The following is an 11,777-nucleotide window of genomic DNA, read 5'->3' on the forward strand; positions in this document are numbered from 1 at the left end:
GACTCTAAGGCCGCGCGCCCTGTTGCGGGCAGGGCTCCCGGATCTCAGGATTGGGGCATGTGCCGGGCAAGGCCTGCTGTTTCGACGGGTGTCTCGACCGGTTCGTTGCGGTCCTTGCGCTCGGAGTAACGGTCCACCAACTGCTCGGCATGGGGGCGCAGGAGTACCGTGAAGCGCACGAGTTCCTCCATGACGTCGACGATCCGGTCATAATAAGCCGAAGGTTTCATGCGCCCGGCTTCGTCGAATTCCTCATAGGCTTTGGCGACCGAGGACTGGTTGGGGATCGTGAACATGCGCATCCAGCGGCCCAGGACCCGCAGGGTGTTGATGCTGTTGAACGATTGCGAGCCCGCGCAGACCTGCATCACGGCCAGAACGCGCCCTTGCGTCGGACGAAGGCCTTTCATGGCAAGCGGCAGGTGATCGATCTGGGTCTTCATGATGCCGGTGATCTGGCCGTGGCGTTCCGGGCTGCACCAGACTTGCGCCTCGGACCAGAGGGAGTGCTCGCGCAGTTCGTGAACGGCGGGATGGTCGTCGTTCTCGATCTGGTCGGGCAGGGGCAGATCGCGCGGATCGAAGATGCGGGTCTCGCAACCGAAAAAGCGCAGGAGCCGCGCGGCCTCTTCGACGGCCAGGCGCGAATAGGAACGCTCTCTCAGCGAGCCGTAGAGCAGCAGGACGCGGGGCGGCGGGGCGAGATCGCCCAGCCCCAGCGCCGGACGGCGGCGGACATAACGCGGGTCGAGCGCCGGGAGGCTGTCCGGATCGGGAAGGGGGCGGAGATAGTAGTGATCGGGCATGGGAAAAGGCGCCTTTTCGTTGATTGGGGGCGGATCGCGATGCCGGTCATCCCGGCCTCGTCAGCAGCAGGCGAGCGCGGAGAGCAGCGGTTCGCACACTTCGGTCCGTCCCTGGCAACAATCCCTGGCAAGAAAGAGCATGAGCGCGCGCAGGGCATCGAGATTGGCCCGCTGGATCTGATGGCGGCCGCGTTTTTCCGAAATGACGAGACCCGCTTTCGCCATGACGGCAAGATGGGTCGAAAATGTGCTCTGGCTGAGACCCGAGGCCTCGACCAGGTCGCCGGTCGAAAGGCCGTCCGGTTCGTGGCGAACGAGCAGCCTGAATGTTGCGAGCCGCGTCGGGTGGCCGAGCGCCGAGAGAATCGAGAGAGCGTCCGGCACTTCCATGGATCGGGTTTATCCGATGGGATCAGGGGCGGCAAGAATGCATCGTGTAATCGCGATGGGTTTGGCGGGGAATGGTCGGCCGCCTGTGGCGCATCAGTGATTTGACTGGCCTCAATGGCTATATGCGAATATTTGCATATAAAGTCCTTTCAAGGAAGGTTGTCTGGATGAACGTGCCCGTCACATCGCTGCGTCAAGTCGGGAAGTCTCAGGCGGCATGGTTCGCAGGGGTCGCCGTCGCGCTTGTGGCGTGGTTCGCGATTTATGGACAACTGCCGGCCCTCGCGCGGTGGCTGGTGGCGCGGATGCCGATCGAACAGGGCAGCCCCCTGATGACTTCGATCGAGTTTTTCTTTTACGACACGCCCAAGGTGCTGATGCTGTTGACGCTGGTGGTCTTTGCCATGGGCGTGGTGCGCAGCTTTTTCTCCCCCGAACGGACGCGGGCTCTGTTGGCGGGCAAGCGTGAAGGGCTGGGCAACATCGCGGCGGCGCATCTGGGGGTCGTGACGCCGTTCTGTTCCTGTTCGGCGGTGCCGTTGTTCGTCGGTTTCGTGTCTGCCGGTGTGCCTTTGGGCGTGACGTTCTCGTTCCTCATCGCGGCGCCGATGATCAACGAGGTGGCGCTTGGCCTGCTCTTTGCTCTGGTGGGCTGGAAAGTCGCGCTGACCTATCTCGTCTTTGGCCTGAGCGTTGCGATCGTCGCGGGATGGGTCATCGGCAGGCTGCATCTCGAAGGCTGGCTCGAACCCTGGGTACGCGAAGTGCGCGCGGGCGCGCTTGAACCGGAAGCCGATCACTGCACCTGGATCGACCGGTTCGAGGCCGGCTGGGACGCCGTGAAGGAAATCGTCGGCAAAGTCTGGATCTGGCTCATTGCCGGGATCGGGGCCGGGGCTTTCATCCATGGGTATGTGCCCGCCACCCTGCTTTCCGGTATCATGGGGGGCAATGCCTGGTGGTCGGTTCCCGCCGCGGTCGTGGTCGGCATTCCGCTATATTCCAACGCGGCCGGGATCATCCCGGTGGTCGAGGCCCTGTTGAGCAAGGGGGCCGCACTGGGCACGGTGCTGGCATTCATGATGTCGGTCATCGCTCTCTCGCTTCCCGAAATGATCATTTTGCGCAAGGTGCTCAGCCTCAAGCTGATTGCCGTGTTCATCGCGGTTGTCGCCCTGGGCATTCTGGGCGTCGGCTACCTGTTCAACGCGCTTTATTCCTGAAGAGGATTTTTTCATGAAAGACGTCAAGGTACTCGGCCCGGGCTGCAAGCGATGCCAGGCAACGCAGGCCATGGTGGAAGCCGCCGCCCGCGATCTCGGCCTTGAAGTCGCCGTCGAAAAAGTCACCGATTACGCCGAAATGGCAAAGTACGGCATCCTTGCCACCCCCGGCATCGTGATCGACGGCAAAGTCGTCCACTCGGGCGGCCTGCCCAGGGAAGAGGACGTGCGGCGCTGGCTCCAGGCCTGAAACCTCCCCCCCCCAAACCTAATCAAAGGAGAAGTCAACATGGGTAAGCTAAACGACAAAATTGTCGTGGTGACGGGCTCAGTTTCGGCGATTCCGGGATATGATTCAATCGGATCGGCAACGGTTCGCGAAGCTCTCGCCGAAGGTGCTGCGGGAGTTGTCATTTCCGACATCAACGACGAACTGGGCGAAGCGTTCGCCAAGAGCCTGAACGAGCAATATGGCGCGGGTCGTGCCATCTACGTTCATACTGACGTGACCAACCCCAAAGACGTCGAAAAGCTGTTCGAGATCACCGAGAAGACCTACGGACGGGTGGATGCCGTGATGGCCAATGCCGGCGTGGCGACGGCGGAAGACTTTGACAAGGACCCGGAAGCGGTCCTGAAATCCCGCAAGTTTATCCAGAGCATCAATGAAGACGGGGTTTTCTATACTGCGCTCTATGGCTCGCGCCTGATGATCAAGCACGGGACGAAAGGCTCCCTCGTGCTGGTATCCAGCATTCACGGTGTCGCCGGTCGTCCCAAGGTCGTGAACCCGGACACGGGCGAGGTACTGATCGATCGTTTCAACCTCATTCAGTACACGATGGGGAAACATGGCGTCGTCGGCCTGTCAAAGGCCCTGGCCCTGCAACTGGCCGAATATGGCATTCGTGTGAACACGGTGAACCCGGGCTATATCATGACGCCTCTGTTCCAGGCGGCGGTCAACGCCGACAAGAGCGCGCTGGCAAAGGAGAAGTCACTGGCAACGGATGCCTTCGACTTCACCCAGCTTGCGGCGCTGCACCCGCTTTGCAACGACCCGGTGGAACACGCCGATATCGTCCCGCGCGGCAAGTTCGGCGGTCGCATGGGCGTTCCGGTCGAAATCGCCAAGCCCGCAGTTTTCCTGATGTCGGACGAGTCTTCCTTCGTCACCGGCCAGAAGCTGGTCATTGATGGGGGTTATACGGCAAGCTGACCATATACTTGGGAGGGGACGCGTCGCGCGTGTCTCCTCCCACTTCAATATCCGAAGTTCAAGGCCGTTTCGTGATCGTAGAAAGCGGCCTTTCGTTCATTCAACACTCAAAAGTTGAGCCATCCGGAAAGACTGGCGCAGTTCATTCCAACGGCGCAGCGCTACAATAACTCCCCTTGATCCTGGCCGAGCATCTTGTTGATAAAGGGGCGGATATAAGCGTTGACCTCTTCGAACTGGTCTTTCTGAAGAAGAGACTCCTTGGCCTTAAAATTGATCGAATAGCCGTCATAGTCGACGCCGTGCAGAGACACTGTGCCAAGCACCAGTTGCATGTCTGCCGGCAGGTTTTTCAGCGCAAAGGCGATGATTGCAGAGGCATTCTTTTCATCCTGATCCTGCTGCAATGGCGTGTCCAGAATGACCGGGCAGAGGCAGGAGGTCGTGAATTCGCGAATGGTATGCAGAAGGGCGTAATGATAGGCAAGCAAAGCCCGTGGCCCATAGCTTCCAGTTTCATTGATCTTTGGTGACACGCTTTTGCCGGCAGACGTCCCAAATGTCACACCAAGCTCAAGTGCAAACGCGCTAAGTTTCTTGGCGTAAAAGGCCACGATCTCCGCTTTGCGCTTCGCGCTGCTGTGCCTTTTCATCAACTCGCCGGCGGCATCCTCCTTGGCATGCCAGCTAGAAATTCCCTCATCAATTACCGCCCGTTCTGCCGCGATCGTAGCATCGACGATGCGTTCGCTTTCGTCCTTGAGCATATCGCGGAGTTTGATCTCGCCTCGCTGCGCTTCAAGCAGCGCCTCGATGCGCCGGATGCGTTCTTCGGAGGCCTTGAGTGACTGGAACTGCCGGGCAACATCATCCTCAACCTCGACAAGCGAATGCCGTGCGCTCGCAAGGAAGCCCCTGCACGCGTCTGCATCGCTGATCAGGCTGAAGCGGTTGGCAAAGTCATTCTCATGGATCGTATTGCAGGTCGGACATACGACCTGCGCATCGCTCAGATCCTGCGTGAATTTCACATCGGCATCGAGTTCCACCAATGCAATACGGGCAATCTCGATTTCCTCAACGATAATCGCGCGCCGGGACTGGAGCTCGGAGATCCTAGGTTGCGTTGACAAAGTGGATTCCCAAACGCCCTGACTTCTGATTCAAGGCTGCTATTTGCGGGAGTGGCCATGGCTCGGGGCGACCTGACGGACGAAGAATGGGAAGTGATCGCAGGACTGCTGCCATCTGAGCGCGGTCGCAAATCCCGTCCCGCCCATGACAACCGGCGCTTTCTCAATGGAATGCTGCATGTCCTGCGGGTCGGCTGCCCCTGGCGCGACATGCACGAGCGTTATGGCCTGTGGAACTCCGTCTATGTGCGGTTTCGGCGCTGGGCCGAGCAGGGCGTGTGGGATGCGATCCTGGCGACATTGGTGGAGTTGGGACTGACCGACGACTGGCAGCACATGATCGACAGCACCACGGTTCGCGGCCATGTTTCGGCAGTGGGCGGAAAAGGGGGGCTCGTGCGCAGGCTTTTGGTCGATCACGCGGCGGCTTTACGTGCAAAGTCCACGCCCGCTGCGACAATCAAGGACGCCCTCTCGGTTTCATCCTGACAAGCGGTGAAGCCTCGGACTATGGCGCAGTTGGTGCTCTGATGGCGATCCCTGTCGCCAAGCCCAAGGCTCTGCTGGCCGATAAGGGCTATGACGGCGACGCTGTTCGCGAAAATCTGCTGATGCACGGCATCCTGCCGATCATCCCTCCCAAGTCCAATCGCCGCGAACACATTTCCTGCGATTTCCGACGCTATCGGGACCGCAATCGCATCGAGCGCATGTTCGGACATCTCAAGCAGTTCCGCCGTGTCGCCACGCGCTACGACAAAACCGCGCTTTCGTTCGCCAGCTTCCTAAATCTTGCCGCCATCCGCAGATGGCTGCCTCACTTTGTCAACGCGACCTAGTCTTGACGCCATCGTAAATGGCGCGAAGCTCATTCAACTCGGCAAGCAATTGCTGGATTTGGTGCTCGAAGAGCTCAGGTGAGAAGGTTACCGTGACAGGTGCTCGACCATTGCGCAGCCGCGCGGTAGCGCGCTCCAGGGCGCGCCGCTCAGCCTTGAGCTCATTTTGTTCGCGCTGGGCCTCAGCACGCAGCGCTTTGGCGCTGTAATACTCCTTCGGGCGGATCCCCGTGTGATACTCGAGAATGCTCCTCTTGAAGTCCGGGATCATAGAAAGGCTCTTGAACGAACTCCACGTGTCATCCCATCCGCGATCCTGATCCTGATAAAACGGCAGGAAGCAAAATTGCGGCGGCGGAATGACCAGGTCGTTCGATTTTGTTGCGAGCTCGATCGTAAAATCGAGCAGTCTGGCGATCTCTGGCCCGACGTCCTTTACAAGGGAAGCGCCGGCCCAGACCAGATCATCGCCAGCATCGAACAAAGCATACTGATCATCGAAGCGAAGGATTGAATAAATCGTCCCATCGATCGAGAATTCTAGCATCGTTGTAACCGACGCCTTGCTCCATTTCTCGTTGACGACCGACGCGGTCGCGCCGAATGCGCTGTAGATCGATTTTATCAGGTGAGATTTTCCGGTGTCATTTTCACCAAAGACAACCGTGGTTCGATCATTAAATGTCTCTTGCCTGGCCTTTTCCTCGATCATCGACAGAAGAAGAAGCTTTCGCAACTTCAAGTTTTTCATAGGACTTCTTTCTTATGCTTCTTATCAATCGCTTGTATTGATCAGCTTTAATAATACGTGTATATCTCATAGATAATCATCGCCTTTAGTCGCGCTGCGCTAAACGGGGTAAGATACTTCTTTGCGGTTTCCTCAGCTTGCCCATAAATGCTTGCAATCATCTCATCGAGGCTGAGCTTTGGATCATCGATGACAGAAGGGATCGCTTCTGAAATTTTCATTCGAACCCTTTGCACAGCCCGATCAGCCGAGTTGAGTGCGGCTGCGCGATAAACGCCATATTCCTGATTGATGCGGAGCTGCTCGGAAAACGGCAGACTCAGGCTTGGTGCGATTGTGCTCCATTCAGGGGAACGGCTGCTGCTCTGGATCGCATCAAGCCACTCCTGCACGTTGTTCTTGGTGAGCCCCTTGTCCTTGATCGCCTGCTGTAGTGAGGTAACCTCACCGGAAAAATTGGCTTTTCTGCGACACTCATCGACAATCGCCTGGTAAACTGCCTCCGGGCTGAACCACACTGTGCCAAGTTGCTCGGCGATAAAGGTCTGGAGCTTGCCTTTTGTGTGAGAAATGGCATCGCTAAGACTCAGATCTGTGCGCTGAAACCCCAGCACGCCGACCAAGGCCTCGGTGGCAGCGGGATAGCTTTCCTTGACCGACGCAACGATCTTCTTGAAATCTTTCTCAGTGCATTCATTCAGGCGAAAGGATGTTTTTTCCGCATTGAACCCGCAAAGCTGGTTGGAAACGAAATCAGCCGACAAGACCGCGCCCTGAAACTTGTCGACGTTGTCGTACATCTTATCGATGTACGACGGCTTCTCCTTCACCCCGTCTTCGGTCTTGACCTTCTCTCGCTTGAGCAGGGAAGTCAGCGTCCAGCCGTGGTTTGTCGCTTTGGATTTGACCTGATAGAAGCGAACCGATGTCGGATTGACGGCGTGATCCAGCAGCGCGACATCGTCATGAAACTCAAAGATGATCGCATAGTCGTCATTGGTGCCGTGCTGCTGAAATAGGAGCGCCAGACCCCACATGGTCTGAAAATCATATCGCCCTCCGGTTGCGCCTGTTTCGCGCGCAGGGGTGTTGATCAGAGTTGTTGCTAAAGCCACACCTACCCCCCTTAAAGTAGCTTGATGCCCTCAAGCGGCGAACTATGCAACAGAGAAGCAACAGCTAATCACCTACACCGTCCAAGTCATCATCCAAACGGAACTGCCTTCAGGCAACTTGGACGAAGGGCGGCTGAGCGCCCCTCTTTCATTCGAAGGGGACCTTCCGGATCGTCTGCCTATCTCGTCGTTTCTGGGGTTATGGCGGCGGCAGGCGCCTACCAGATGACTTCGCCCTCGTTAGCCCTGTCCCGATTGCACCACGTCTTTCAGCCATTCGCGGAACGTGCGCAGGGCGGGGTGGGGGTCGTGGGTGGCGGGCCAGGCGAGGTAATAGGCGCCGGTGGTGGTCATGGGGCGGTCAATGGCGGGGACGAGATCGCCTCGGGCGAGTTCGGGTTCGAACAGGGTGCGGGGGAGCAGGGCGACGCCAAGGCCTGATGCGGCGGCTTGTGCGGCCGACAGGAACTGGTCGAGCAACATGCCGTGGACTTCGCCGATGGCGACATGGTTGGCTTCGAACCACAATTCCCACGCATTGGGGCGCGGGCCGAGGTGGAGCAGGGGCGCGCGGACGAGGTCGCCGGGTTCGCGGAAGTCATAGCGCGCGCGCAAGTCGGGGCTGCACGCGGGAAACACCATTTCGTCCATCAGATGCATGGTGCGCGCGCCGGGCCAGTCGTCCGAGCCGAAGTGAATGGCCGCGTCGACATTGTCGAAACGGAAATCGAACGGGTCGAGCCGGGTTTCGAGATTGACGGTGATCCCCGGATTGGCCGCGAGAAAGGCGGGCAGTCTGGGCGCGAGCCAGCGGGTGCCGAACGCGGGCAGGATGGCAAGGGTCAGCGATCCGCCGTCGGGATTGGCGCGAAAGCCCAATGTGGCGCGGGAAATCCGGCGCAAGGCTTCGCGGATGTCGCGGGCATAGGCTTCGCCTGCAACGGTCAGCTTCACTTTCTGTTTGTCGCGATGGAACAGCGGCGCGCCCAGCGTGGTTTCGAGCGCGCGGATCTGGCGGCTGACCGCGCCCTGGGTCAGGTGAAGCTCGTTGGCGGCGGCAGTGAAGCTTTGATGACGCGCGGCGGCCTCGAACGCGCACAGGAGCGACATCGGGGGCAGAAATCGGCGGGGCAACGCCATGTCGGTCGGGGTCCTGTGGTCGCGGGTCTTGCGCCCGGTTCGCACGGAACGGCGGGGCGTCCAAGCCTTGCCCGGCGACTTGTCCCTGCCCTTGTTGCGGGGTCATTACCGGGCGGAATGACATGGTGCCGATTCCTCGTTTGCGCGGCACGCGCGGCCTTTGCAATCTGGCGCGGTCGAACGGCAGCGAGGGGGCCATCCGTCCGATCCCTTCCGTTTCCTCTTTCGGGCGAGCATGGCATGAACAACGACGCACGCACTCACGGCCTGTGGGAGGCTTCGGCCCCTCCGGCGATCCCGACCACGACGCTTTACGGAGATTGCAAGGCCGATGTGGTCATCATCGGCGCGGGCTATACCGGGTGTTCGGCGGCGCTCCATCTGGCCGAGGCGGGCAAGCAGGCGATCGTTCTGGAAGCGACGGAAATCGGTTTCGGCGGCGCCGGGCGCAATGTCGGGCTGGTCAATGCCGGGCTCTGGGTCATGCCCAGCGACATTCCCGGATTGCTCGGCGAGACCTATGGCGAACGCATTCTGGAACAGCTCGGACAGGCGCCGCGCATGGTCTATGGCATCGTCGACAAATACGGCATCGAGTGCCAGGCAACGCCCAATTCCACACTGCACGTTGCGGTCGGGGCCAAAGGGCTGGACGAAATCACCAGCCGGGCGCGCGAATGGAAAATGCGCGGGGCCGATGTCGAACTGCTCGACGCGGAACAGACGCGCAAGGCGGTGGGCTCGGCGGCCTATACCGGCGCCTTGCGCGACCGGCGCGCGGGGACCATTCAACCGCTGGCCTATGTGCGCGGCCTTGCCCGCGCGGCGAGCGAGCAGGGCGCGCGGTTTTTCACCCGCAGCGCCGCGACCGGTTACGAAGACCTCGGGCACGCGTGGAAAGTGACGACGGCGACCGGCAGCGTGACCGCGCCCCACGTCATCGTCGCCAGCGATGCCTATGCGCAGAACGTGTGGACGCAATTGCGCAGCGAACAAGTCTATTTGCCCTATTTCAACCTCGCCACGCGGCCCTTGTCGGACACCATGCGGCAAATGATCCTGCCCAATCTGGAAGGGGTGTGGGATACCCGCTCGGTGCTGTCCTCCTATCGCTTCGACACGTCCGGGCGGTTGGTGTTCGGCAGCGTCGGCGCGCTGCGCGGGCCGGGCGCCATGATCCATCGCGACTGGAGCAAGCGCGAGATGCGCCGCCTCTTTCCCCAGCTTGCCGGGGTCGGCTTTGAACACGAATGGTACGGCTGGATCGGCATGACCGACGATGCGGTGCCCCGGTTCCACCGTCTGGCCCGCAATATCCATTCGATCAGCGGCTATAACGGGCGCGGCATTGCGCCGGGCACGACCTTTGGCCGCGATCTGGCCCGGCTGATCCTGGGCGACATGGCGGCGGAAGATTTCTCGTTGCCGCTTTCCATCCCCGGCCGTCCTTCGCTACGTTTGGCAAAGGAAGCCATCTACGAATACGGCGCGCTCGCGACCCATCTCGTCGGCGCCCGCTGAACTACGTCTGACCCAAGGAAATGTGCATGTCCCAATCCGTTGCCGCCGAAACGATCGCCCTGCTCGAACGTCTGCAGGTCGATCCCGCGACGTTCCGCGACGGTGCGATCGCGGTGACTTCGCCCGTGACCGGCGAGATCATCGCGAATGTCGTCGAAATCACGCCCGCGCAGGCCGATGCCGTCATTGCGCAGAGCAAGCAGGCCTTTGCCCTGTGGCGCAAGGTTCCCGCGCCCCGTCGCGGTGAATTCGTCCGCCTGTTGGGCGAGGAACTGCGCGCGGCCAAGGATGATCTGGGCGCGCTGGTTTCGATCGAGGTGGGCAAGGTCAAGTCCGAAGGGCTCGGCGAAGTGCAGGAAATGATCGACATCTGCGACTTTGCAGTCGGTCTCTCGCGTCAGCTTCAGGGGCAGTGCCTGCCGTCCGAGCGCGCCGATCACCGCATCACCGAACAATGGCACCCGATCGGTCCGGTCGGCGTGATTTCCGCGTTCAATTTCCCCGTCGCGGTGTGGAGCTGGAACGCCGCGCTGGCGCTCGTGTGCGGCGACAGCGTGATCTGGAAGCCGTCGGAAAAGACCCCGCTGACCGCGCTTGCGGTCGAGGCGCTGTTCCGTCGCGTCGTCGCCCGTTTCGGTGCTGAAGCCCCCGAAGGCCTGCTCGGCCTGCTCGTCGGTGGTCGCGACATCGGTCAGCAGATGGTCGACGATCCGCGCGTGCCGGTCGTCTCCGCCACCGGTTCGACCGCGATGGGCCGCATTGTCGGCGAACGCGTGGCGCGCCGTTTTGGTCGCACCATTCTCGAACTGGGCGGCAACAATGCCTCGATCGTGACGCCTTCGGCCGATCTCGACCTGACGCTGCGCGCGGTGGCGTTCGGCGCCATGGGGACGGCGGGCCAGCGGTGCACCACGCTGCGCCGTCTGATCGTCCATGCCGACGTCTATGACCGGCTCGTGCCCGGGCTGATTTCGGTCTATGAAAAGATCAGCGTCGGCTCGCCCTTGTCGAGCGATGCTCTGGTCGGTCCGCTGATCGATCGCCAGTCGTTCGACGCGATGCAGGCCGCACTCGACAGCGCGCGCGCCATGGGTGCCAAGGTCCACGGCGGCGAGCGCGTCGATGTGAACGGCGATGCATCGTACTACGTCCGCCCCGCTCTGGTCGAAGTCGAACGGCAGGAAGGCCCGGTCCTGCACGAAACTTTCGCGCCGATCCTCTATGTCATGAAGTACGAGACGCTCGATCAGGCGATCGCGTTGCAGAACGACGTGCCGCAGGGCCTGTCGTCGTCGATCTTTGCCACCGACATTCGCGAAGTCGAACAGTTCCTGTCCGCGGTCGGGTCGGATTGCGGCATCGCCAATGTCAACATGGGCACCTCGGGCGCGGAAATCGGCGGGGCGTTCGGCGGTGAAAAGGAAACCGGCGGCGGCCGCGAAAGCGGTTCGGACGCGTGGAAGGCCTATATGCGCCGTCAGACCAACGCCATCAATTACGGCCGCGAACTGCCGCTGGCACAGGGCGTGAAGTTCGACGTCGGCTGATCCCTGTTCGCGCGGGCCCTGTTCCCTCGGGGGCCGGGCCCGCGCCGGATTGTCCGGATAATTCTGGGTATTTAAGCAGTTACGGCGAAATCC

Annotated in this window: 11 protein-coding genes and 1 pseudogene; 6 read left to right on the forward strand and 6 right to left on the reverse strand. The window is 60.7% G+C overall.

Going from position 1 to position 11,777, the window contains the following annotated elements; all coding sequences use genetic code 11:
* Positions 1-44 precede the first annotated feature (44 nt).
* Complete coding sequence (gene arsH, locus Y88_RS00050; RefSeq protein ID WP_008065099.1) at positions 45-806, reverse strand: arsenical resistance protein ArsH; 762 nt, start codon at positions 804-806, stop codon at positions 45-47.
* Positions 807-866: 60 nt separating this feature from the next.
* Positions 867-1,196 (reverse strand): ArsR/SmtB family transcription factor, encoded by a 330-nt coding sequence (locus tag Y88_RS00055; protein ID WP_008065098.1) that lies wholly within the window; start codon positions 1,194-1,196, stop codon positions 867-869.
* 167 nt (positions 1,197-1,363) lie between these two features.
* On the opposite strand from Y88_RS00055, the gene Y88_RS00060 reads away from it, so the two are divergent.
* The 3 genes from Y88_RS00060 to Y88_RS00070 are packed head-to-tail and all read left to right on the forward strand — an operon-like array spanning position 1,364 to position 3,638.
* A complete protein-coding gene (locus Y88_RS00060) occupies positions 1,364-2,419 on the forward strand; it encodes a permease (protein WP_008065097.1) in 1,056 nt (351 codons plus the stop codon).
* A gap of 13 nt (positions 2,420-2,432) precedes the next feature.
* Positions 2,433-2,669, forward strand: a complete 237-nt coding sequence (locus Y88_RS00065) for a thioredoxin family protein (RefSeq protein WP_018076037.1) — start codon at positions 2,433-2,435, stop codon at positions 2,667-2,669.
* Between the two features lie 39 nt (positions 2,670-2,708).
* Positions 2,709-3,638, forward strand: coding sequence for an SDR family NAD(P)-dependent oxidoreductase (locus Y88_RS00070; RefSeq protein WP_232280852.1), 930 nt, complete (start codon positions 2,709-2,711; stop codon positions 3,636-3,638).
* 161 nt (positions 3,639-3,799) lie between these two features.
* On the opposite strand, the gene Y88_RS00075 is transcribed toward Y88_RS00070, so the two are convergent.
* On the reverse strand, positions 3,800-4,771 hold the full coding sequence (locus tag Y88_RS00075) for a hypothetical protein (RefSeq protein WP_232280853.1): 972 nt from the start codon (positions 4,769-4,771) through the stop codon (positions 3,800-3,802).
* Between the two features lie 57 nt (positions 4,772-4,828).
* Between Y88_RS00075 and Y88_RS19065 the strand changes: the two are divergent.
* Positions 4,829-5,610, forward strand: a pseudogene (locus Y88_RS19065) (IS5 family transposase).
* On the opposite strand, the gene Y88_RS00090 reads toward Y88_RS19065, so the two are convergent.
* The 3 genes from Y88_RS00090 to Y88_RS00100 all read right to left on the reverse strand — a co-directional run bounded on the left by Y88_RS00090 (position 5,597) and on the right by Y88_RS00100 (position 8,586).
* Complete coding sequence (locus Y88_RS00090) at positions 5,597-6,322, reverse strand: OLD family protein (RefSeq protein ID WP_157403873.1); 726 nt, start codon at positions 6,320-6,322, stop codon at positions 5,597-5,599. The pseudogene Y88_RS19065 and the gene Y88_RS00090 overlap by 14 nt on opposite strands.
* Before the next feature lie 86 nt (positions 6,323-6,408).
* On the reverse strand, positions 6,409-7,476 hold the full coding sequence (locus Y88_RS00095; RefSeq protein ID WP_232280854.1) for a dsDNA nuclease domain-containing protein: 1,068 nt from the start codon (positions 7,474-7,476) through the stop codon (positions 6,409-6,411).
* A gap of 240 nt (positions 7,477-7,716) precedes the next feature.
* Complete coding sequence (locus Y88_RS00100; protein ID WP_008065086.1) at positions 7,717-8,586, reverse strand: LysR substrate-binding domain-containing protein; 870 nt, start codon at positions 8,584-8,586, stop codon at positions 7,717-7,719.
* Positions 8,587-8,856: 270 nt separating this feature from the next.
* On the opposite strand from Y88_RS00100, the gene Y88_RS00105 reads away from it, so the two are divergent.
* Both Y88_RS00105 and amaB read left to right on the forward strand, forming a co-directional pair.
* Positions 8,857-10,137, forward strand: coding sequence for an NAD(P)/FAD-dependent oxidoreductase (locus tag Y88_RS00105; RefSeq protein ID WP_008065084.1), 1,281 nt, complete (start codon positions 8,857-8,859; stop codon positions 10,135-10,137).
* A 26-nt stretch (positions 10,138-10,163) separates the two neighbouring features.
* The gene (gene amaB, locus Y88_RS00110; RefSeq protein WP_008065072.1) at positions 10,164-11,684 is read left to right on the forward strand and encodes an L-piperidine-6-carboxylate dehydrogenase; all 1,521 of its coding nucleotides are present in this window, start codon (positions 10,164-10,166) and stop codon (positions 11,682-11,684) included.
* Positions 11,685-11,777 lie beyond the last annotated feature (93 nt).

The sequence above is a fragment of the Novosphingobium nitrogenifigens DSM 19370 genome, assembly GCF_000192575.1.
GTDB lineage: Bacteria > Pseudomonadota > Alphaproteobacteria > Sphingomonadales > Sphingomonadaceae > Novosphingobium > Novosphingobium nitrogenifigens.

Coding starts and splice junctions, on each gene's coding strand:
- Y88_RS00060 (WP_008065097.1), top strand. CDS start 1,364: ATGAACGTGCCCGTCACATCGCTGCGTCAAGTCGGGAAGTCTCAGGCG.
- Y88_RS00055 (WP_008065098.1), bottom strand. CDS start 1,196: ATGGAAGTGCCGGACGCTCTCTCGATTCTCTCGGCGCTCGGCCACCCG.
- amaB (WP_008065072.1), top strand. CDS start 10,164: ATGTCCCAATCCGTTGCCGCCGAAACGATCGCCCTGCTCGAACGTCTG.
- Y88_RS00065 (WP_018076037.1), top strand. CDS start 2,433: ATGAAAGACGTCAAGGTACTCGGCCCGGGCTGCAAGCGATGCCAGGCA.
- Y88_RS00070 (WP_232280852.1), top strand. CDS start 2,709: ATGGGTAAGCTAAACGACAAAATTGTCGTGGTGACGGGCTCAGTTTCG.
- arsH (WP_008065099.1), bottom strand. CDS start 806: ATGCCCGATCACTACTATCTCCGCCCCCTTCCCGATCCGGACAGCCTC.
- Y88_RS00100 (WP_008065086.1), bottom strand. CDS start 8,586: ATGTCGCTCCTGTGCGCGTTCGAGGCCGCCGCGCGTCATCAAAGCTTC.
- Y88_RS00090 (WP_157403873.1), bottom strand. CDS start 6,322: ATGATCGAGGAAAAGGCCAGGCAAGAGACATTTAATGATCGAACCACG.
- Y88_RS00105 (WP_008065084.1), top strand. CDS start 8,857: ATGAACAACGACGCACGCACTCACGGCCTGTGGGAGGCTTCGGCCCCT.